Annotated in this window: 18 protein-coding genes; 14 read left to right on the top strand and 4 right to left on the bottom strand. The window is 63.8% G+C overall.

Translation table 11 applies throughout. The annotated features are described in order from the left end of the window. Nucleotides 1-162: 162 nt before the first annotated feature. Nucleotides 163-900, bottom strand: coding sequence for a 30S ribosomal protein S2 (gene rpsB, locus F6X59_RS26230; protein WP_060512637.1), 738 nt, complete (start codon nt 898-900; stop codon nt 163-165). A gap of 346 nt (nt 901-1,246) precedes the next feature. On the opposite strand from rpsB, the gene map reads away from it, so the two are divergent. The 3 genes from map to dapC are packed head-to-tail and all read left to right on the top strand — an operon-like array spanning nt 1,247 to nt 6,000. Continuing rightward, nucleotides 1,247-2,029, top strand: a complete 783-nt coding sequence (gene map / locus F6X59_RS26225) for a type I methionyl aminopeptidase (RefSeq protein ID WP_152959005.1) — start codon at nt 1,247-1,249, stop codon at nt 2,027-2,029. A gap of 38 nt (nt 2,030-2,067) precedes the next feature. Further along, a complete protein-coding gene (locus F6X59_RS26220; RefSeq protein ID WP_152959004.1) occupies nt 2,068-4,773 on the top strand; it encodes a [protein-PII] uridylyltransferase in 2,706 nt (901 codons plus the stop codon). 30 nt (nt 4,774-4,803) lie between these two features. Continuing rightward, nucleotides 4,804-6,000 (top strand): succinyldiaminopimelate transaminase, encoded by a 1,197-nt coding sequence (dapC, locus tag F6X59_RS26215; RefSeq protein WP_152959003.1) that lies wholly within the window; start codon nt 4,804-4,806, stop codon nt 5,998-6,000. Between the two features lie 32 nt (nt 6,001-6,032). Here the strand turns inward: dapC and F6X59_RS26210 are convergent, their stop codons facing one another. Further along, nucleotides 6,033-7,679, bottom strand: coding sequence for a Na+/H+ antiporter (locus tag F6X59_RS26210; protein ID WP_152959002.1), 1,647 nt, complete (start codon nt 7,677-7,679; stop codon nt 6,033-6,035). Between the two features lie 242 nt (nt 7,680-7,921). Here F6X59_RS26210 and F6X59_RS26205 point away from each other — a divergent pair, with 242 nt between their 5' ends. The 6 genes from F6X59_RS26205 (at nt 7,922) to F6X59_RS26180 (ending at nt 11,732) form a co-directional block, all read left to right on the top strand. Continuing rightward, nucleotides 7,922-8,200: a type II toxin-antitoxin system RelE/ParE family toxin gene (locus F6X59_RS26205; protein ID WP_152959001.1), complete on the top strand. Its 279-nt coding sequence runs from the start codon at nt 7,922-7,924 to the stop codon at nt 8,198-8,200. A gap of 8 nt (nt 8,201-8,208) precedes the next feature. Beyond that, nucleotides 8,209-8,511, top strand: a complete 303-nt coding sequence (gene graA, locus F6X59_RS26200) for a type II toxin-antitoxin system antitoxin GraA (protein WP_152959000.1) — start codon at nt 8,209-8,211, stop codon at nt 8,509-8,511. A 113-nt stretch (nt 8,512-8,624) separates the two neighbouring features. Then, nucleotides 8,625-8,972: an ArsC family reductase gene (locus F6X59_RS26195; protein ID WP_178120132.1), complete on the top strand. Its 348-nt coding sequence runs from the start codon at nt 8,625-8,627 to the stop codon at nt 8,970-8,972. Nucleotides 8,973-9,003: 31 nt separating this feature from the next. Next, the gene (dapD, locus tag F6X59_RS26190) at nt 9,004-10,038 is read left to right on the top strand and encodes a 2,3,4,5-tetrahydropyridine-2,6-dicarboxylate N-succinyltransferase (protein ID WP_152958998.1); all 1,035 of its coding nucleotides are present in this window, start codon (nt 9,004-9,006) and stop codon (nt 10,036-10,038) included. 81 nt (nt 10,039-10,119) lie between these two features. Beyond that, complete coding sequence (locus F6X59_RS26185; protein ID WP_152958997.1) at nt 10,120-11,325, top strand: cysteine desulfurase; 1,206 nt, start codon at nt 10,120-10,122, stop codon at nt 11,323-11,325. After that, the gene (locus F6X59_RS26180) at nt 11,322-11,732 is read left to right on the top strand and encodes a SufE family protein (RefSeq protein WP_152958996.1); all 411 of its coding nucleotides are present in this window, start codon (nt 11,322-11,324) and stop codon (nt 11,730-11,732) included. The genes F6X59_RS26185 and F6X59_RS26180 overlap by 4 nt, the downstream gene beginning before the upstream one ends. A gap of 47 nt (nt 11,733-11,779) precedes the next feature. On the opposite strand, the gene tcdA is transcribed toward F6X59_RS26180, so the two are convergent. Continuing rightward, nucleotides 11,780-12,589: a tRNA cyclic N6-threonylcarbamoyladenosine(37) synthase TcdA gene (gene tcdA, locus F6X59_RS26175; protein ID WP_152958995.1), complete on the bottom strand. Its 810-nt coding sequence runs from the start codon at nt 12,587-12,589 to the stop codon at nt 11,780-11,782. 134 nt (nt 12,590-12,723) lie between these two features. Between tcdA and F6X59_RS26170 the strand changes: the two genes are divergently transcribed. The 4 genes from F6X59_RS26170 (at nt 12,724) to F6X59_RS26155 (ending at nt 17,769) form a co-directional block, all read left to right on the top strand. After that, nucleotides 12,724-15,315: a glycosyltransferase gene (locus F6X59_RS26170; protein WP_152958994.1), complete on the top strand. Its 2,592-nt coding sequence runs from the start codon at nt 12,724-12,726 to the stop codon at nt 15,313-15,315. A 95-nt stretch (nt 15,316-15,410) separates the two neighbouring features. Further along, complete coding sequence (gene dapE, locus F6X59_RS26165; RefSeq protein ID WP_152958993.1) at nt 15,411-16,562, top strand: succinyl-diaminopimelate desuccinylase; 1,152 nt, start codon at nt 15,411-15,413, stop codon at nt 16,560-16,562. Beyond that, the gene (locus F6X59_RS26160; protein ID WP_152958992.1) at nt 16,562-17,374 is read left to right on the top strand and encodes a putative RNA methyltransferase; all 813 of its coding nucleotides are present in this window, start codon (nt 16,562-16,564) and stop codon (nt 17,372-17,374) included. Before dapE ends, F6X59_RS26160 begins: the two co-directional genes overlap by 1 nt. A gap of 17 nt (nt 17,375-17,391) precedes the next feature. Continuing rightward, nucleotides 17,392-17,769, top strand: coding sequence for a hypothetical protein (locus tag F6X59_RS26155; protein ID WP_152958991.1), 378 nt, complete (start codon nt 17,392-17,394; stop codon nt 17,767-17,769). A 90-nt stretch (nt 17,770-17,859) separates the two neighbouring features. On the opposite strand, the gene F6X59_RS26150 is transcribed toward F6X59_RS26155, so the two are convergent. Further along, nucleotides 17,860-18,069 carry a cold-shock protein gene (locus F6X59_RS26150; protein ID WP_003252255.1) on the bottom strand — a complete coding sequence of 70 codons (210 nt, stop codon included), beginning with the start codon at nt 18,067-18,069 and terminating at the stop codon, nt 17,860-17,862. A gap of 231 nt (nt 18,070-18,300) precedes the next feature. Here F6X59_RS26150 and plsB point away from each other — a divergent pair, with 231 nt between their 5' ends. Beyond that, a complete protein-coding gene (plsB, locus tag F6X59_RS26145) occupies nt 18,301-20,787 on the top strand; it encodes a glycerol-3-phosphate 1-O-acyltransferase PlsB (RefSeq protein ID WP_152958990.1) in 2,487 nt (828 codons plus the stop codon). Nucleotides 20,788-20,988 lie beyond the last annotated feature (201 nt).

The raw sequence follows: 20,988 nt of genomic DNA, 5'->3' as shown, positions 1-20,988 counted from the left end.
TTTCAACCATTCCACCCGTTCGTCACGGGCGTTAAATTCTGCAAATCGCTGCTTTTATATCAGCTCGCCCATCATGCGGGGCCGTTGCTGACAGCAGGATTTCAAGGTGGCAAAAAGGGGGCAGAGCCCCCTTTTCGCGTGCCAAGTAGACGCTAGCGCCTATTACTCAGCAGCAGGTGCAGCCGCTTCTTCAGCGTAGACTTCGGTGCCGCCAGCAACGTTGTTGCGACCGCGGATGATGGCGTCAGCCATCGAAGTCATGTACAGCTCGATGGCGCGGATGGCGTCGTCGTTACCTGGGATGACGTAGTCAACGCCTTCTGGGCTGCTGTTGGTATCGACAACGCCGATAACCGGGATGCCCAGCTTGTTGGCTTCGGTGATAGCAATGCGCTCGTGGTCAACGTCGATCACGAACAGGGCATCAGGCAGGCCGCCCATGTCCTTGATACCACCCAGGCTGCGGTCCAGCTTTTCCAGATCGCGCGAACGCATCAGGGCTTCTTTCTTGGTCAGCTTGGCGAAGGTGCCATCTTCGGCCTGGGTTTCCAGGTCGCGCAGACGCTTGATCGAAGCACGGATGGTTTTGTAGTTGGTCAGCATGCCGCCCAACCAACGGTGATCAACGTATGGCGAACCAGCGCGAGCAGCTTGCTCGGCTACGATCTTGCCGGCGGAACGCTTGGTGCCGACGAACATGATCTTGTTCTTGCCCTGGGCCAGACGCTCTACGAAAGCCAGAGCTTCGTTGAACATTGGCAGGGTTTTTTCCAGGTTGATGATGTGAATCTTGTTACGCGCGCCGAAAATGTACTTGCCCATTTTCGGGTTCCAGTAACGGGTCTGGTGGCCGAAGTGCACACCGGCCTTCAGCATATCGCGCATGTTGACTTGGGACATGATAGTTCCTTGATAAGTCGGGTTGGGCCTCCACGCATCCCAATGACCAACCCGCGCTTCCGGAGAATCGGGGCACCCAGGTCATCGTGTCGACACGTGTGTGGGTTTAGTGCTGACGGGGTCGTCCCCGAAAGCGGCGCATTTTATACCACAGACCGCGAGCGAACGGAACCCGGATCAGGTTGCGTCCGTCAGCAGTTTTTGCAGCACCCTGCCAAACAGGCCAGAATGCCTCCTATAGACAGCAGCATGGCCGCCTTTATCCCGACAGAATGCCGCCCTGCTCTGCTAGAATCCGGCCTTTCCCGTTTGTTCGCGCCGCCTGCGGCGCCGTAGAGAGCCTGTAATGACCGTCACCATCAAGACTGCAGAAGACATCGAGAAGATGCGCATCGCCGGCCGCCTGGCCGCCGATGTGCTGGAAATGATCGAAGAACACGTCAAGCCCGGTATCACCACCGAAGAGCTCGACCGCCTGTGCCACGACTACATCGTCAACGTCCAGCAGGCCATCCCGGCGCCCCTCAACTACAAGGGCTACCCGAAGTCGATCTGCACCTCGATCAACCATGTGGTCTGCCACGGCATCCCCAACGACAAGCCGCTCAAGGACGGTGACACGCTGAACATCGATGTCACCGTGATCAAGGACGGCTACCACGGCGACACCAGCCGCATGTTCCACGTCGGTACCGTGCCGGTCTGGGCCGAGCGTCTGTCAAAGGTCACCCAGGAATGCATGTACAAGGCCATCGAACTGGTCAAGCCAGGCTGCCGCCTGGGCGACATCGGTGAAGTGATCCAGAAGCACGCCGAGAAGAACGGTTTCTCCGTGGTGCGCGAGTTCTGCGGGCACGGCATCGGCAAGGTGTTCCACGAAGAGCCGCAGATCCTGCACTACGGCCGCGCCGGCACCGGCATGGAGCTCAAGGAAGGCATGACCTTCACCATCGAGCCAATGATCAACCAGGGCAAGGCCGACACCAAGGTGCTGGGCGATGGCTGGACTGCCATCACCAAGGACCGCAAGCTCTCGGCCCAGTGGGAACACACCCTGGTGGTCACGGCTACCGGTTACGAGATCTTCACCCTGCGCAAGGACGACACCATCCCGCGCACCTCGGCCTGATTGCACCCAAGGCAACCTAAAGACAGGAACGCGACGCAATGCCCCAGGTGGATCCCGAGCTGTTCGACCGCGGCCAGTTCCAGGCGGAACTGGCCCTCAAGGCGAGCCCCATCGCCGCCTTCAAGAAAGCCATCCGCCAGGCCGGCGAGGTGCTCGACAGGCGTTTTCGCACAGGCTGCGAAATCCGCCCGCTGATCGAAGCCCGCGCCTGGCTCGTCGACAATATCCTGCAACAGGCCTGGAACCAGTTCGACTGGGGCGACCCAAGCGGCATCGCCCTGGTGGCGGTTGGCGGCTATGGCCGCGGCGAACTGCACCCGCACTCGGACATCGACCTGCTGATCCTGCTCGGCGCCGCCGAGCATGAACAGTACCGCGACGCCATCGAGCGCTTCCTCACCCTGCTCTGGGACATCGGCCTGGAAGTCGGCCAGAGCGTGCGCACCGTCGGCGAGTGTGCCGAGCAGGCCCGCGCCGACCTGACGGTGATCACCAACCTGATGGAGAGTCGCACCATTGCCGGCCCAGAAGACCTGCGCCAGCGCATGCTCGAGGTGACCAGCACCACGTACATGTGGCCGAGCAAGGAGTTCTTCCTCGCCAAGCGCGCCGAACTCAAGGCCCGCCACCACAAGTACAACGACACCGAGTACAACCTCGAACCCAACGTCAAAGGCTCGCCCGGTGGCCTGCGCGACATCCAGACGGTGCTCTGGGTGGCCCGCCGCCAGTACGGCACGCTGAACCTGCACGCCCTGGCCGGCGAAGGCTTCCTGCTGGAAAGCGAGAACGAACTGCTGGCCTCGTCCCAGGACTTCCTGTGGAAGGTGCGCTACGCCCTGCACATGCTTGCCGGGCGCGCCGAAGACCGCCTGCTGTTCGACCACCAGCGCAGCATCGCCGCGCTGCTCGGCTACAGCGACGAAAACCCCAAGCGCGCCATCGAACAGTTCATGCAGCAGTACTACCGGGTGGTGATGAGCATCAGCCAGCTGTGCGACCTGATCATCCAGCACTTCGAGGAAGTCATCCTCGCCGATGACGACAGCGGTACCACGCAGCCGCTCAACCCTCGCTTCCGGCTGCACGACGGCTACATCGAAGCGGTCAATCCGAACGTGTTCAAGCGCACGCCGTTCGCCATGCTGGAGATCTTCGTGCTGATGGCCCAGCACCCGGAGATCAAGGGCGTGCGGGCCGACACCGTACGCCTGCTGCGCGAACACCGGCACCTGATCGACGACACCTTCCGCAACGATATCCGCAATACCAGCCTGTTCATCGAGCTGTTCAAGTGCGAAATCGGCATCCACCGCAACCTGCGACGGATGAACCGCTACGGCATCCTCGGCCGCTACCTGCCGGAGTTCGGCCTGATCGTCGGGCAAATGCAGCACGACCTGTTCCACATCTACACGGTCGATGCGCACACCCTCAACCTCATCAAGCACCTGCGCAAGCTGCAGTACACGCCGGTGTCCGAGAAATTCCCGCTGGCCAGCAAGCTCATGGGCCGTCTGCCCAAGCCCGAGCTGATCTACCTGGCCGGCCTGTACCACGACATCGGCAAGGGCCGCCAGGGCGACCACTCCGAGATCGGCGCGGTGGATGCGCAGAAGTTCTGCGAGCGCCACCAGTTGCCGGCCTGGGACAGCCGGCTGATCGTCTGGCTGGTGCAGAACCACCTGGTGATGTCGACCACCGCCCAGCGCAAGGACCTGTCCGACCCGCAGGTGATCAACGATTTCGCCCTGCATGTGGGCGACGAGACGCGCCTGGACTACCTCTACGTGCTGACCGTGGCCGACATCAACGCCACCAACCCCAGCCTGTGGAACTCCTGGCGCGCCAGCCTGCTGCGCCAGCTCTACACCGAGACCAAACGCGCCCTGCGTCGCGGCCTGGAGAACCCGCTGGACCGCGAGGAACAGATCCGCCAGACCCAGTCGGCCGCACTGGACATCCTCGTGCGCGAGGGCACCGACCCGGACGACGTCGAGCAGCTGTGGTCGCAGCTGGGCGATGACTACTTCCTCAAGCACAACGCTGCCGACGTGGCCTGGCACAGCGACGCCATCCTCCAGCAACCGGCCGATGGCGGACCACTGGTGCTGATCAAGGAAACCACCCAGCGCGAGTTCGAGGGCGGCACGCAGATCTTCATCTACGCGCCCGACCAGCACGACTTCTTCGCCGTGACCGTGGCCGCCATGTCGCAGCTGAACCTGAACATCCATGATGCGCGGATCATCACCTCGAGCAGCCAGTTCACCCTCGACACCTACATCGTGCTCGACAACGACGGCGGCTCGATTGGCGACAACCCGCAGCGGGTCAAGCAGATCCGCGACGGCCTGACCGAAGCGCTGCGCAACCCCGAGGACTACCCGACCATCATCCAGCGCCGGGTGCCGCGCCAGCTCAAGCACTTCAACTTCCCGCCGCAGGTGACCATCCTCAACGATGCCCAGCGCCCGGTGACCATCCTTGAGATCACGGCTCCGGACCGCCCCGGCCTGCTGGCACGGATCGGGCGGATTTTCCTGGAGTTCGACCTGTCGCTGCAGAACGCCAAGATCGCCACCCTCGGCGAGCGCGTGGAAGACGTGTTCTTCATCACCGATGCCGACAACCAGCCGCTGTCCGACCCGCAGCTGTGCAGCCGCCTGCAGGAAGCCATCGTGCAGCAGCTGCAGGCCGGCCAGGCCAGCGATGCCAACCCGACGACCCGCGTGACTTTTTAACGATTAGACGATTGACGAGACCTTGCGCCGATGAACCATGCCTTGACCCAGCTTCAGCCCTACCCGTTCGAGAAACTGCGCGCCCTGCTGGGCACCGTGAAGCCTGCGGCAGACAAACGCGCCATCGCCCTGTCGATCGGTGAGCCCAAGCACGAATCGCCGGCATTCGTCGCCCAGGCCATGGCCGACAACCTCGACAAGCTGGCGGTGTACCCGAGCACCATCGGCCTGCCGGCCCTGCGCCAGGCCATCGGCCAATGGTGCGAGCGGCGTTTCGGCGTGCCGGCCGACTGGCTGGACGCCGACCGCCACATCCTGCCGGTCAATGGTACCCGTGAGGCGTTGTTCGCCTTCACCCAGGCCGTGGTCAACCGTGCCGATGACGGCCTGGTGGTCAGCCCCAATCCGTTCTATCAGATCTACGAAGGCGCGGCCCTGCTGGCCGGTGCCACGCCGCACTACCTGCCCTGCCTGGAAAACAACGGTTTCAACCCTGATTTCGACGCCGTGCCGGCCGACGTCTGGAAGCGTTGCCAGATTCTGTTCCTGTGCTCGCCAGGCAACCCCACCGGCGCCCTGGTGCCAATGGATACCCTGAAAAAGCTGATTGCCCTGGCCGACGAGCACGACTTCGTGATCGCCGCCGACGAGTGCTATAGCGAGCTGTACTTTGACGAAGATGCGCCGCCACCGGGCCTGCTGAGCGCTTGCGCCGAGCTCGGCCGCAACGACTTCAAACGCTGCGTGGTGTTCCACAGCCTGTCCAAGCGCTCCAACCTGCCAGGCCTGCGTTCAGGCTTCGTCGCCGGTGACGCCGAGATCATCAAGCCGTTCCTGCTGTACCGCACCTACCACGGCTGTGCCATGCCGGTGCAGACCCAACTGGCCAGCATCGCGGCCTGGCAGGACGAGGCGCATGTACGCGAAAACCGCGATCAGTACCGTGCCAAGTACGACGCCGTGCTCGATATCCTGCAGCCGGTGCTGGACGTGCAGCGCCCGGATGGCAGCTTCTACCTGTGGGCCAAGGTGCCGGGCGGTGACGCCGAGTTCACCCGCGACCTGTTCGAGGCCCAGCATGTGACCGTGGTGCCGGGGTCGTACCTGTCGCGTGAAGTCGACGGTGTGAATCCAGGCGCCGGCCGGGTGCGCATGGCGCTGGTTGCACCGCTGGCCGAGTGCATCGAGGCGGCGGAGCGGATTCGCGCCTTCCTGCAAAACCGCTGATTGGCCGGGGGGCGCTTTGCGCCCCCTACTGTCTATCTGACCTGCCCCAGGTTCGCCTCACTCAAATCCAGCTCACCTAACACCTGCCTGACCACCTCATCGCCCACCAGATGCTGACGATGCAGGTTGTACAGTTCCAAGCGCTGAGCCCGCAGCGCCCGCAAGCGCAAACGCCGCTCCAGCAAGTCCATCTGTTCGGCCAATGCCCGTGCTTCAGCCGTGTCGTCGTAGCTGTCCAGCTCATCCCGGTACTCGGCCATCAGCCGTGCCTTGAGCTCCGTGGCCAAGGTCGCCTGTGCGGCATCCTGTGGCGCGCTGGCATCGATCACCTCTTCCGCTTCCAGCGCATGGATCGCCGCCTCGGCGGTACGCCGCCAGGCTTCCTGCACTTCCTGATGCAACCGTTCATCCGGGCTCTTGGTGACGCCGCGCAGCAGCAGCGGCAGCGCAACACAAGCACTGATCAGCGACAGCAGAATCACCCCGGCAGCAATGAAAATCAGCAGGTCACGCTCTGGAAATGCCTGGCCCGCGCCCATCAGCAGGGGCACCGACATCACACCGGCCAGGGTCACCGCCCCGCGCACACCGCCCAGGGTCAGCAGCCAGCAAGAACGCATGGTCGGCGTCAGTACCAGTGCCGGTTTACCTCGCCAGCGGCGTATCACGCCGATGGCACGCCAGATGCTCTGCACCCAGACAAAACGCAGCAGGATCAACGCGGCGAAGATCGCCAGCACATCCAGGCAACGCCATGCCAGGGTCGGCCAGACGGTGGCCTCGTGGCTGACTACGGCCTTGATGATTTCAGGCAGCTGCAGGCCCAGCAGCAGGAAGATCAGGCCGTTGAAGGCGAACTCCAGCAGCGACCAGACGCTGCGATTGAGCAGGCGGGTGCTGGTCTGGCGCGGCAACAGGTCGAGCCAGCTCTGCATCATGCCGGCGGCCACCGCCGAGAGAATGCCAGACACGCCCAGGCGCTCGGCCAGTACATAGGCGGCAAACGGCAGCAGCAGCATGAACACCACGTGGGTGGCCGGGTCATCCCAGCCGCGGGCGATCATCCAGGCGCGCAGGCGACCGATCAGCCAGCTCAGGGCCACCCCCACTGCCAGGCCGCCAAGGGCCACCAGAACGAAGCTGAAGCTGGCATCGGCCAGCGAGAATGCTCCGGTAATGGCGGCGGCCAGGGCGAACTTGAAGGTCACCAGGCCCGAGGCATCGTTCATCAATGCCTCGCCCTGCAGCATGTGCATCAGCGGCGTCGGCAGGCGGTCCTGGGCGATGGCCGACACCGCCACGGCATCGGTTGGCGACAGCACGGCGGCCAAGGCGAAGGCCACCGGCAGCGGAATACTTGGCAGCAACCAGTGGATGAAGTAGCCGGCGCCGACCACGGTGAACAGCACCAGCCCCACGGCCAGCGCCACTACCGGACCGCGGATGCGCCACAGCTCGCGCTTGGGGATGCGCCAGCCGTCGGCGAACAGCAGTGGCGGCAGGAACAGAAACAGGAACAATTCGGGGTCCAGGGCCACATGCAGGCCCAGGGTCGGCCAAGCCAGCAACGCGCCTGCGGCAATCTGCACCAATGGCAGCGGCAACGGGATCATGCGCCCGACCAGTTTCGACACGCTTACCAGCGTCAGCAGAATGAGGACGGTGTAGGCGGACTGCATCCGTGAAGGCTTCCTTTGTGAACCAAAAACGACAACGGGGGCGAGAGATCGCCATTGAAACAATATGTTAGCGGGGTATGGCAAAACGAGGCCGCTGCACGATAGTCGCAGTTGGCGGATGAATATGTAACACGATGATACCCAGCTATCTTTACTGATGTTTACTCACCTGCCGTGGGCTTGAAATGCTGCTGGCTGATCGTATAATCAGCCTTAACGAATAACGTTAAGCATTCAGGCTCATGATTCGAAGCTTCAGCTGTGCTGACACGGAAGCACTTTTCACCACTGGAAAGACAAGGCGATGGTCGGATATCAAGTCTGTCGTGGAGCGCAAGCTGGCCATGCTTGAAGCCGCAACAGAGCTTCGAGACCTGCGCTCACCACCTGGCAATCGCCTTGAAGCATTGAGCGGAAACCGCGCTGGCCAGCACAGCATTCGTATCAACGATCAATGGCGCCTGTGCTTCACCTGGACCGAAAACGGCCCGGCCAACGTTGAAATTGTCGATTACCATTGAGGTGCATCATGCTCAAGAACGGCATGCGTCCCGTACATCCCGGTGAAGTCCTGCGTGAGGACTTCCAGAAAGAAATAGGCTTCAGTGCCGCTGCACTGGCCAGGGCACTCGGCGTCGCCACGCCAACCGTCAACAATATCCTGCGCGAACGGGGTGGTGTGTCCGCCGATATGGCACTGCGCCTGTCCATCTGCCTGGACACCACTCCCGAGTTCTGGCTCAACCTGCAGAGCGCCTTCGATCTGCGCACGGCCGAACAGCAACATGGCGATGAGATCATCGGTTCAGTACAGCGCCTGGTCGCCGCCTGATCAGTAAACAGGGGCACCACGGGCGTGGCGCCGCGAGGATCGTTCCCGCATAATCCCGCGACTGACATTCGGAAATGGAGAGATTGAGGCAGCCTGTGGCCTCAATGCACACAATGACCTACACGCTCTACGGCATCAAAGCCTGTGACACCATGAAAAAGGCGCGCACCTGGCTCGAAGACAAAGCCATCACCTACGAATTCCACGACTACAAGGCCCAAGGCATCGACCGCGACAGCCTCAACCGCTGGTGCGACGAACACGGCTGGGAAATCATCCTCAACCGTGCCGGCACTACCTTCCGCAAGCTCGATGACGCCAGCAAGGCCGACCTCGACCAGGCCAAGGCCGTTGAACTGATGCACGCCCAGCCGTCGATGATCAAGCGCCCGGTGCTCGACCTTGGCGGGCGCACCCTGGTCGGCTTCAAGCCCGACCTGTACGTCGCCGCACTGGCCTGAGCCCCTACCCTATTTCGCACGAGGTAATCACATGTCCAATACCCTGTTCAGCCTGGCCTTCGGTGTCGGCTCCCAGAACCGCCAGGGCACCTGGCTGGAAGTGTTCTACGCACAACCGCTGCTCAACCCGAGCGCCGAACTGGTTGCCGCAGTAGCGCCGATCCTCGGCTATGAGGGCGGCAACCAGGCCATCTCCTTCAGCAACGCCCAGGCCGCCCAGCTCGCCGAAGCCGTGAAAGGCGTCGACGCCGCCCAGGCCGCCCTGCTGACTCGCCTGGCCGAGAGCCACAAGCCGCTGGTCGCCACCCTGCTGGCCGAAGATGCCGCGCTGGCTTCGACCCCAGAGGCCTACCTCAAGCTGCACCTGCTGTCGCACCGCCTGGTCAAGCCGCACGGCCTGAGCCTGGCCGGCATCTTCTCGCTGCTGCCGAACGTGGCCTGGACCAACCAGGGTGCCGTCGACCTGAGCGAGCTGGCCGAACTGCAACTGGAAGCGCGCCTGAAGGGCGAGCTGCTGGAAGTGTTCTCGGTGGACAAGTTCCCGAAGATGACCGACTACGTGGTCCCGGCCGGCGTGCGTATCGCCGACACCGCCCGTGTGCGCCTGGGCGCCTACATCGGCGAAGGCACCACCATCATGCACGAAGGCTTCGTCAACTTTAACGCTGGCACCGAAGGCCCAGGCATGATCGAAGGCCGCGTTTCCGCTGGCGTATTCGTCGGCAAGGGTTCGGACCTGGGCGGCGGCTGCTCGACCATGGGCACCCTGTCCGGTGGCGGCAACATCGTCATCAAGGTCGGTGAAGGCTGCCTGATCGGCGCCAACGCCGGTATCGGCATTCCGCTGGGCGACCGCAACACCGTCGAAGCCGGCCTGTACATCACCGCCGGCACCAAGGTGAACCTGCTGGACGAGAACAACGAGCTGGTGAAAGTGGTCAAGGCCCGCGACCTGGCCGGCCAGACCGACCTGCTGTTCCGCCGCAACTCGCTGAACGGCGCCGTGGAGTGCAAGACCCACAAGTCGGCCATCGAGCTGAACGAAGCGCTGCACGCCCACAACTGAGAACCCTTGGCGGTTTGAAGTGTTAAGATCGGGTCTGGCGTGCATGCGCCAGACCCGATTTTCATTCCAGGCCCCGCGAACATGTTCCAGCCCTCCCCCTGGCGCGCCGATTTCCCCGCCATCGCCGCCCTGCAACGGCAGCACCAGACCTACCTGGACAGCGCCGCCACCACCCAGAAACCCCAGGCGTTGCTCGATGCCCTGAGCCATTACTACGGCCACGGCGCTGCCAACGTGCACCGCGCCCAGCACCTGCCCGGCGCGCTGGCAACCCAGGCCTTCGAGAGCAGCCGCGACAAGCTGGCCGCCTGGCTCAATGCCGCGGACTCACGGCAGATCATCTTCACCCACGGCGCCACCTCGGCGCTGAACCTGCTGGCCTATGGCCTGGAACACCGTTTCGAAGCGGGCGACGAGATTGCCATCAGCGCCCTGGAGCACCACGCCAACCTGCTGCCCTGGCAGCAACTGGCCCGTCGGCGCGACCTGCGCCTGGTGGTGTTGCCGCTGGACGAGCATGGCCGTATCGACCTGGATCAGGCGCTGCAACTGATCGGCCCGCGCACCCGCGTGCTTGCCGTCAGCCAGCTGTCCAACGTGCTCGGCACCTGGCAACCCTTGCCTGCGCTGCTGGCCCACGCCCGTGCACAAGGTGCGCTGACCGTGGTCGATGGAGCCCAGGGCGTGGTGCATGGCCGCCATGATGTGCAACAACTGGGCTGCGACTTCTACGTATTCTCAAGCCACAAGCTGTATGGGCCGGAGGGCGTCGGCGTATTGTACGGCCGTGCACAGGCACTGGAGCTGCTGCGCCACTGGCAGTTCGGCGGCGAAATGGTGCAACTGGCCGATTACCAGAGCGCAAGCTTTCGCCCCGCCCCCTTGGGTTTCGAAGCCGGCACCCCGCCGATCGCCGGTGTCATCGGGCTGGGGGCGACGCTGGATTACCTGGCCAGCCTCGACAGCCATGCCGTCGAGGCCCATGAAGCCAGCCTGCACCAGCACCTGCTGCGCGGCCTGGCCGACCGGGAAGGCGTGCGCGTGCTCGGCACACCACAGACAGCCCTGGCCAGCTTCGTCATCGAAGGCGTACACAACGCCGACATCGCCCACATGCTGACCGAGCAAGGCATTGCCGTACGCGCGGGGCATCACTGCGCGATGCCGCTACTCAAGGGCCGGGGGCTGGACGGGGCGATTCGGGTGTCGCTGGGGCTGTATAACGATAGTGACGACCTGCAACGCTTCTTCGCGGCGCTGGACCAAGGCCTGGAGTTGCTGCGATGAATTTGCCTTTGCCGGCCCAGCATGCGCTGGAAAGCTTTGAACAGGCACGCGGCTGGGAACAGCGTGCGCGGCTGCTGATGCAATGGGGCGACAGGCTGGAGCCGCTGAGCGAGGCGGACAAGGCCGAGAGCAACCGGGTGCACGGCTGTGAAAGCCTGGTGTGGCTGGTGGCTGAACAGGCCGATGGGCAGTGGCACTTCAAGGCTGGCAGCGATGCGCGGTTGTTGCGCGGGCTGCTGGCGCTGCTGCTGGTGCGGGTTCAGGGGTTGGCCAGTGCGGAACTGGCCGGGCTGGATCTGCACGGGTGGTTCACCCAGCTGGGGCTGGAACGGCAACTGTCGCCATCGCGCAGCAATGGGCTGCATGCGGTGTTGTTGCGGATGGCTGAGCTGGCCAGCACCCGCTGATCAATGTCGCCTGCTCCGTGGGTTTACCCGCGAAGCAGGCAGCGCAATTATTCGGGCTTGACCCGCTCGGAAGGCCGCCGCGCGCCCGCCACCAGTTTTTCGATCGCCTTGCTCGCCGCAACCATGCCAAAGGTCGCAGTCACCATCATCACCGCACCAAAGCCCCCCGCGCAGTCCAGGCGCACGCCTTCACCGACAAAACTCTTCTGCAGGCAGACACTGCCATCGCCCTTCGGATAACGCAGCTGCTCGCTGGAAAACACGCACGGTACGCCATAGTTGCGGCTGGTATTGCGCGAGAAGTTGTAATCCCGGCGCAGGGTCGAGCGCATCCGCGAAGCCAGCGGGTCGTTGAAGGTCTTGTTGAGGTCGCCGACCTGGATCTGCGTCGGGTCGATCTGCCCGCCCGCCCCCCCGGTGGTGACGATGGCGATCTTGCGGCGCCGGCACCAGGCGATCAGCGCGGCCTTGGCCATCACGCTGTCGATGCAGTCGATCACCGCATCCATGCCTTCGGTGATGTACTCGGCCATGGTTTCGCGGGTGACGAAATCCGCCACGGCGTGCACCGTGATCGCCGGGTTGATCGCCCGCAGGCGCTCTGCCATCACCTCGACCTTGGGCCGCCCCACCTGGCCTTCCAGGGCATGGGCCTGGCGGTTGGTGTTACTGACACAGACGTCGTCCAGGTCGAACAGGGTGATCTCGCCCACGCCACTGCGCGCCAACGCTTCGGCCGCCCACGAGCCGACCCCGCCGATGCCGACGACTGCCACATGGGCATTGCGCAGGCGCTGCAGGCCCTCGTCGCCATACAGCCGGGCAACGCCGGCAAAGCGTGGATCTTCTGTGCTCATGTTCCTACCCCGAAAGCGCGTACCCGAAAAAGCGGCGCGCATTATAGGCCAATGGTCGCTCTGACCTCCATCGTTAGGAAACACCCTACCATTACTGCTTTAATGTCCTATCACTTGGACAGAATCGGACCACAATGTCATCTCGCAAATTCGGCCTCAACCTGGTGGTGGTCCTGGCCATCGCCGCGCTGTTCACCGGGTTCTGGGCGCTGATCAATCGCCCAGTCTCCGCACCTGCCTGGCCGGAACAGATCTCCGGTTTCTCGTATTCGCCGTTCCGCCTTGGGGAGAGCCCGCAAAAGGGCCAATACCCCAGCGATGACGAGATACGCCAGGACCTGGAGCAGCTGAACAAGCTCACCGACAACATTCGTATCTATACCGTCGAAGGCACCCAGGCCGAAATCCCGCGGCTGGCCGAAGAATTCGGCTTGCGGGTGACCTTGGGCATCTGGATCAGCAAGGACCTGGAACGCAACGAACGCGAGATCGAAAAAGGCATCGAGCTGGCCAACCACTCACGCAGTGTGGTGCGGGTGGTGGTCGGCAACGAAGCGCTGTTCCGCGAAGAAGTCACGCCCGAGGAGCTGATCCAGTACCTCGATCGCGTACGCGCCGCCGTCAAGGTACCGGTCACCACCAGCGAGCAGTGGCACATCTGGAAGGAACACCCGGAACTGGCCAAGCACGTCGACCTGATTGCCGCGCACATCCTGCCGTACTGGGAGTTCGTGCCGATGAAAGACTCGGTACAGTTCGTCCTCGACCGCGCCCGCGAGCTGCGTCACCAGTTCTCGCACAAACCGCTGCTGCTGTCGGAAGTCGGCTGGCCAAGCAACGGCCGCATGCGCGGCGGCGCCGACGCCACCCAGGCCGACCAGGCCATCTACCTGCGCACCCTGGTCAACACCCTCAACCGCCGTGGCTACAACTACTTCGTCATCGAGGCCTACGACCAGCCGTGGAAGGCCAACGACGAAGGCTCGGTAGGCGCCTACTGGGGCGTATACAACGCCGAGCGCCAGCAGAAGTTCAACTTCGAAGGGCCGGTGGTGGCGATCCCGCAGTGGCGGGCATTGGCGGTCGCTTCGGTGGTGCTGGCGATGATCGCCCTGGCCGTGCTGCTGATCGACGGCTCGGCCTTGCGCCAGCGCGGCCGCACCTTCCTCACGTTCATCACCTTCCTGTGCGGATCGGTGCTGGTGTGGATCGCCTATGACTACAGCCAACAATACAGCACCTGGTTCAGCCTGACCGTCGGCGTGCTGCTGGCGCTCGGCGCGCTGGGCGTGTTCATCGTGCTGATGACCGAGGCCCACGAGCTGGCCGAGGCGGTGTGGATCCACAAGCGCCGGCGCGAATTCCTGCCGGTGCAGGGCGACAGCGCCTACCGGCCCAAGGTGTCGGTGCATGTGCCGTGCTACAACGAGCCACCGGAGATGGTCAAACAGACCCTCGACGCCCTCGCCGCGCTGGATTACCCGGACTATGAAGTGCTGGTGATCGACAACAACACCAAGGACCCGGCCGTGTGGGAGCCGCTCAAGGCCCACTGCGAGAAGCTCGGCGAGCGTTTCAAGTTCTTCCATGTCGCACCCCTGGCCGGCTTCAAGGGCGGCGCGCTGAACTACCTGATCCCGCACACTGCCAAGGACGCCGAAGTGATCGCGGTGATCGACTCGGACTACTGCGTCGACCGCAACTGGCTCAAGCACATGGTGCCGCACTTCGCCGACCCGAAGATCGCCGTGGTGCAGTCGCCACAGGATTACCGCGACCAGAACGAAAGCACCTTCAAGAAGCTCTGCTACAGCGAATACAAGGGCTTCTTCCACATTGGCATGGTCACCCGCAACGACCGTGACGCGATCATCCAGCACGGCACCATGACCATGACCCGGCGCAGCGTTCTGCAAGAGCTGGGCTGGGCCGAGTGGTGCATCTGCGAAGATGCCGAACTGGGCCTGCGGGTGTTCGAGAAAGGCTTGTCGGCCGCCTACGCCCACAACAGCTATGGCAAGGGCCTGATGCCCGATACCTTCATCGACTTCAAGAAGCAGCGCTTCCGCTGGGCCTACGGCGCCATCCAGATCATCAAGCACCACGCCAGCGCCCTGCTGCGCGGCAAGGGCAGCGAGCTGACCCGTGGCCAGCGTTATCACTTCCTGGCCGGCTGGCTGCCGTGGGTTGCCGATGGCATGAACATCTTCTTCACCGTCGGCGCACTGCTGTGGTCGGCGGCGATGATCATCGTGCCGCACCGGGTCGACCCGCCGCTGATGATCTTCGCCATCCCACCGCTGGCGCTGTTCTTCTTCAAGGTCGGCAAGATCATCTTCCTCTACCGCCGCGCGGTGGGGGTGAACCTCAAGGATGCCTTTGCTGCGGCACTGGCGGGGCTGGCGTTGTCGCACACCATCGCCAAGGCGGTGCTGTACGGGTTCTTCACCAGCAGCATGCCGTTCTTCCGGACGCCGAAAAATGCCGACAGCCATGGCTTGCTGGTGGCGATTTCCGAAGCGCGGGAAGAACTGTTCATCATGTTGCTGCTGTGGGGCGCGGCGCTGGGCATTTTCCTGGTACAGGGGCTGCCGAGTTCGGACATGCGCTTCTGGGTGGCGATGTTGCTGGTGCAGTCGCTACCGTATGTGGCTGCACTGGTGATGGCGTTTCTGTCGTCGCTGCCCAAGCCGGTCGAGAAGGCCGCCGAAGCACAACAGGCTTGAGATTGCGGGGGCGCTTTGCGCCCCCAAGACCCCTCTGTTTGATATAAGATAACGCCCCTCAGATTTCCCCGCCTTGCCTTGCCCCGGAGTCCCCCATGACGGCCCCTGCCGAGCTCTCGCCTACCCTTCAACTGGCCTGCGACCTGATCCGTCGCCCCTCGGTCACCCCCGTCGATGCCGACTGCCAGGCGCAGATGATGAACCGCCTGGGCGCCGTGGGCTTCCAGCTGGAGCCGATGCGCTTTGAAGACGTCGACAACTTCTGGGCTACCCACGGTAGCCAGGACGGCCCGGTACTGTGCTTCGCCGGCCACACCGACGTGGTCCCCACCGGCCCGGTGCAGCAGTGGCAGCACGAGCCGTTCGAGGCCCTGATCGACGCCGACGGCATGCTCTGCGGCCGCGGCGCCGCCGACATGAAAGGCAGCCTGGCCTCGATGGTGATCGCCAGCGAGCGCTTCGTGCAGGACTACCCGAACCATCGCGGCAAGGTCGCCTTCCTGATCACCAGTGACGAGGAAGGCCCGGCCCACCACGGTACCAAGGCCGTGGTCGAGCGCCTGAAAGCACGCAACGAGCGCCTGGACTGGTGCATCGTCGGCGAGCCGTCGAGCACCACCCTGCTCGGTGACGTGGTCAAGAACGGCCGTCGCGGCTCGCTCGGCGCCAAGCTGACCGTGCGCGGCAAGCAGGGCCACGTGGCCTATCCGCACCTGGCACGCAACCCGATCCACCTGGCCGCCCCGGCCCTGGCGGAACTGGCTGCCGAGCATTGGGACGAGGGCAACGCGTTCTTCCCGCCGACCAGCTTCCAGATCTCCAACCTCAACTCCGGCACCGGCGCCACCAACGTGGTCCCGGGCGAACTGACCGCGCTGTTCAATTTCCGTTTCTCCACCGAATCGACCGTTGAAGGCCTGCAGGCGCGGGTTTCGGCGATCCTCGACAAGCACGCGCTGGACTGGTCGGTCGACTGGGCACTGTCGGGCCTGCCGTTCCTCACCGAACCGGGCGAACTGCTCGACGCCGTGTCGGCCAGCATCAAGGGCGTCACTGGCCGCGACACCCAGCCGTCGACCAGCGGCGGCACCTCCGATGGCCGCTTCATTGCCACCATGGGCACCCAGGTGGTCGAGCTTGGCCCGGTCAACGCCACCATCCACCAGGTCGACGAGCGGATCCTGGCCAGCGACCTCGACCTGCTGACCGAAATCTACTACCAGACCCTGGTCCGGTTGCTCGCCTGATGCTCGCCTGCCCCCTCTGCCAGGCAGCCCTGTCGCGGCTCGACAACGGCGTGGTGTGCCCGGCCGGCCACCGTTTCGACCGCGCCCGCCAGGGTTACCTGAACCTGCTGCCGGTGCAGCACAAGAACAGCCGTGACCCAGGCGACAACCAGGCCATGGTCGAAGCCCGCCGCGACTTCCTCGACGCCGGCCACTATGCCCCGGTGGCTCGCCGCCTGGCCGAGCTTGCCGCCGAGCGCCAGCCCGGTGCCTGGCTGGACATCGGTTGCGGTGAAGGTTACTACACCGCCCAGATCGCCCAGGCCCTGCCGGCCGCCGATGGCTATGCCCTGGACATCTCCCGCGAGGCGGTCAAGCGCGCCTGCCGCCGCGCGCCCGAGGTTACCTGGATGGTCGCCAGCATGGCCCGCGTGCCGTTGGCCGATGCCAGCTGCCAGTTCATCGCCAGCGTGTTCAGCCCACTGGACTGGGACGAGGCCAAGCGCCTGCTCAGCCCCGGTGGCGGCCTGATGCGCGTGGGCCCGACCAGCGGCCACCTGATGGAGCTGCGCGAAGTGCTCTACGATGAAGTGCGCCCCTACGCCGATGACAAGCACCTGGCCCTGGTGCCCGAAGGCATGGCCCACGCCCACAGCGAAACCCTCGAGTTCCGCCTGAGCCTGGCCGCACCCAAGGCCCGTGCCGACCTGCTGGCGATGACCCCGCACGGCTGGCGCGCCAGCGCCGAGAAGCGCGCCCGGGTGATCGACCAGCCCGAGCCGTTCGAGGTGACGGTTTCCATGCGTTATGACTATTTTGTGCGCCAGCACTGAGCACATCCGGAGCCCTTATGCGCCAACCCGATATCGAGATTTACCTGAAGGACGCCGACGTCGACCACAAGCAAATTGCCGAGTGGCTCAGCCAGGCAATCGGCTCGTGCAGCGAATGGAAGCAGAAAGGTCAGACCTTCAAATGCCAGGCCGGTAACATTCCGGTCACCTGGTTACCCAAGGCTGTAGGGAAATGGAACAGCCTTTACCTGGAAAGCGACCAGACCCCATGGGCCGATGACGTCGCCTGCGCCCGCGCCGCGTTCGCCGCGCTGAACGTCGAGGTGCGTTGCGCGCCGGGTGGCTGGGTCGAGGAAGACGGAGAGGAAGATGCCGATCGCTGGATCCGCATCAGCGCCGACGGTGAAGAGGAAATCACCTGGCGTACTTCTTGAGCTGCAAGCTTTAAGCGGCAAGCTTCAAGAAGGATTGCATCAGGCTGCAAGCACACGGTCGCTTGCAGCTTGAAGCTTACAGCTAGAGGCTCAGAGCCCGACTACGTCCTCGGCTTGCAGGCCTTTCTGGCCCTGCACGCAGGCGTATTCCACCCGCTGCCCTTCGACCAGGGTACGATGCCCCTCACCGCGGATCGCCCGATAGTGGACGAAAACATCCGCACCACCTTCGCGCTGAATGAAGCCATAACCTTTGGCATCGTTGAACCACTTAACATTCCCAGTCTCACGAGACGACATCTGAACTACTCCGGATTTTTATTGTGAAGATCGCCTTGTAGACACAGGGTGTCCTCCCTATGTCGACGCCGCTTGCCGAAATATCCTGCAAGTGGCAGGCCGAGTATATGACACAGAACAAAGAATTTTCATGACCGTCGCGCTATTTACCGAATTTTGCTGAACTTGCGCCGATACGGCAGACTAAATGGCTGTCTATTCTCTGAAATTCATTCCCAGGGCACTCACCCCATGACCCGTTCCCCCCTGCGCCGCCTGATCTTCGGCGCCCTGCGTCGCCTGATATACCTGTGGGTGCGCTCCGAGACCATCAACCAGTCGTCCCTGCCCCTCAAGCTCGACCGCAGCCGCCCGGTCTTCTATGCCCTGCCCTCGCCATCGCTCACCGACCTGGCAGTACTCGACCGTGAATGCACCAAAGCGGGGCTGCCGCGCCCGGTGCTGCCGGTGGCCGTCGGCCCGCTGCAAGAACCTGCCGCGTTCTTCTACCTGACGCCGGACCCGGACTGGCTCGGCCGCCACGACAAGCGCGGTGCCCCGCCCACCCTGGAGCGCCTGATTGCCACCGTCAGCCAACATGCCGAGACAGATGCGCAGATCATTCCGGTCAGTGTGTTCTGGGGGCAGACGCCGGCCAGTGAAAACAGCCCATGGAAATTGCTGTTCGCCGACAGCTGGGCAGTGACCGGGCGCCTGCGCCGGCTGCTGACCGTGCTGATCCTGGGGCGCAAGACCCGCGTGCAGTTCTCCGCGCCGATCCACCTGCGCGAACTGGTGCAACACAACAAGGGCCACGAGCGCACTGTGCGCATGGCCCAGCGCCTGATGCGCGTGCACTTTCGCAACCTCAAGACCGCAGTGATCGGCCCCGACCTCTCGCACCGCCGCAACCTGGTCAAGGGCCTTGTGCATGCGCCCCTGGTCCGCCAGGCCATCACCGACGAAGCCCAGCGCCAGAACATGCCCGTGGCCAAGGCCGAAGCCCAGGCGCTGCGCTATGGCAACGAGATCGCCTCGGACTACACCTACACCGCGATCCGCTTCCTGGAAGTGGTGCTGAGCTGGTTCTGGAACAAGATCTACGACGGCATCAAGGTCAACCACATCGAGCAGGTGCAGGGCATCGCCCCGGGCCATGAAGTGATCTACGTGCCCTGCCACCGCAGCCACATCGACTACCTGCTGCTGTCGTACCTGCTGTTCCGCAATGGCCTGACGCCGCCGCACGTCGCGGCCGGCATCAACCTGAACATGCCGGTGATCGGGGGCCTGCTGCGCCGTGGCGGCGCCTTCTTCATGCGCCGCACGTTCAAGGGCAATCCGCTGTACACCGCAGTGTTCAATGAATACCTGCACACCCTGTTCACCAAGGGCTTCCCAGTCGAGTACTTCGTCGAAGGTGGCCGTTCGCGCACTGGGCGCATGCTGCAGCCGCGTACCGGCATGCTGGCGATCACCTTGCGCAGCTTCCTGCGCTCGTCGCGCACGCCGATCGTATTCGTGCCGGTATACATCGGCTACGAGCGGGTGCTGGAGGGCCGTACTTACCTCGGCGAACTGCGTGGGGCAAGCAAGAAGAAGGAGTCGATCTTCGACATCTTCAAGGTTTTCGGTGCACTGAAGCAGCGCTTCGGCCAGGTCTACGTCAACTTCGGCGAGCCGATCCGCCTGGCCGGTTTCCTCGACGAGCAACAACCCGGCTGGCGCGAGCAGGAGCTGGGCCCGCAGTTCCGACCAGCCTGGCTGAATGATGCCACCACCCGCCTGGGCGAAACCGTTGCCCGCCACCTCAATGAGGCAGCAGCGGTCAACCCGGTCAACCTGGTGGCGCTGGCCCTGCTCTCCACCAGCCGCCTGGCGCTGGACGAGCGCGCCCTCACCCGCGTGCTCGACCTGTACCTGGCCTTGCTGCGCCAGGTGCCTTACTCCGAGCACACCACCTTGCCCGAAGGCGACGGCCTGGCGCTGATCGAGCACGTGCGCGGCATGGACCTGCTGGCCGAGCAGAAGGACGCCCTGGGCCGCATTCTCTACCTGGATGAGGCCAACGCGGTATTGATGACCTATTACCGCAACAACGTCCTGCACATCTTCGCCCTGCCCGCCCTGCTGGCGAGTTTCTTCCTCAGTAGCTCGCGCATGAGCCGCGAACTGCTGGGCCAGTACGTGCATGCGCTGTATCCCTACCTGCAAGCCGAACTGTTCCTGCGCTGGGCGCCGGAGCAACTGGACGAGGTGATCGACCAGTGGCTGGCGGCACTGGTGGAACAAGGCCTGCTGCGCCATGAGAACGACCTGTACATGCGCCCGGCACCGAGCTCACGCCAGTTCGTGCTGCTGACCCTGCTCGCCCGCACCATCACCCAGACCTTGCAGCGTTTCTACATGGCCACTTCGCTGCTGCTCAACAGTGGGCAGAACACCCTCAGCGCCGAAGAGCTGGAAGACCTGTGCGTGATGATGGCCCAGCGCCTGTCGATCCTGCATGGCCTGAATGCCCCGGAGTTCTTCGACAAGACCTTGTTCCGCCACTTCATCCAGACCCTGATCGGGCAGGGCGTGCTGCGCCCGGATGGCCATGGCAAGCTGGGTTACCACGACAAGCTTGGCGAGCTGGCCGAAGGCGTGGCCAAGCGTGTGCTGTCGGCGGAGCTGCGCCTGTCGATCCGCCAGGTAGCGCTGCACCGTGATGAGACCATGGGAATCGTCCAAGGGTAGGCGTACAGGCTGTAGCGGAGCTTTGGAAGGACGCAGGATCAATGAGCAGCACGCATTGATCCACTCTCAAGGAGCTTCTTAATATGTCGAGCAAATCCAGCATCAGCAAAGGTATCCATGGCGGCAACCTGCCGGAAGCCGTCACCCAAGGCATCCACGGCGGCAACCTGCCGGAAGCCGTCACCCAAGGCATCCACGGCG

The sequence above is a fragment of the Pseudomonas sp. MN1F genome (assembly GCF_009391885.1).
Classification (GTDB): domain Bacteria; phylum Pseudomonadota; class Gammaproteobacteria; order Pseudomonadales; family Pseudomonadaceae; genus Aquipseudomonas.
The sequence above is the reverse complement of the archived record's forward strand: the minus strand, read 5'-3'. Positions and strand labels throughout refer to the sequence as shown.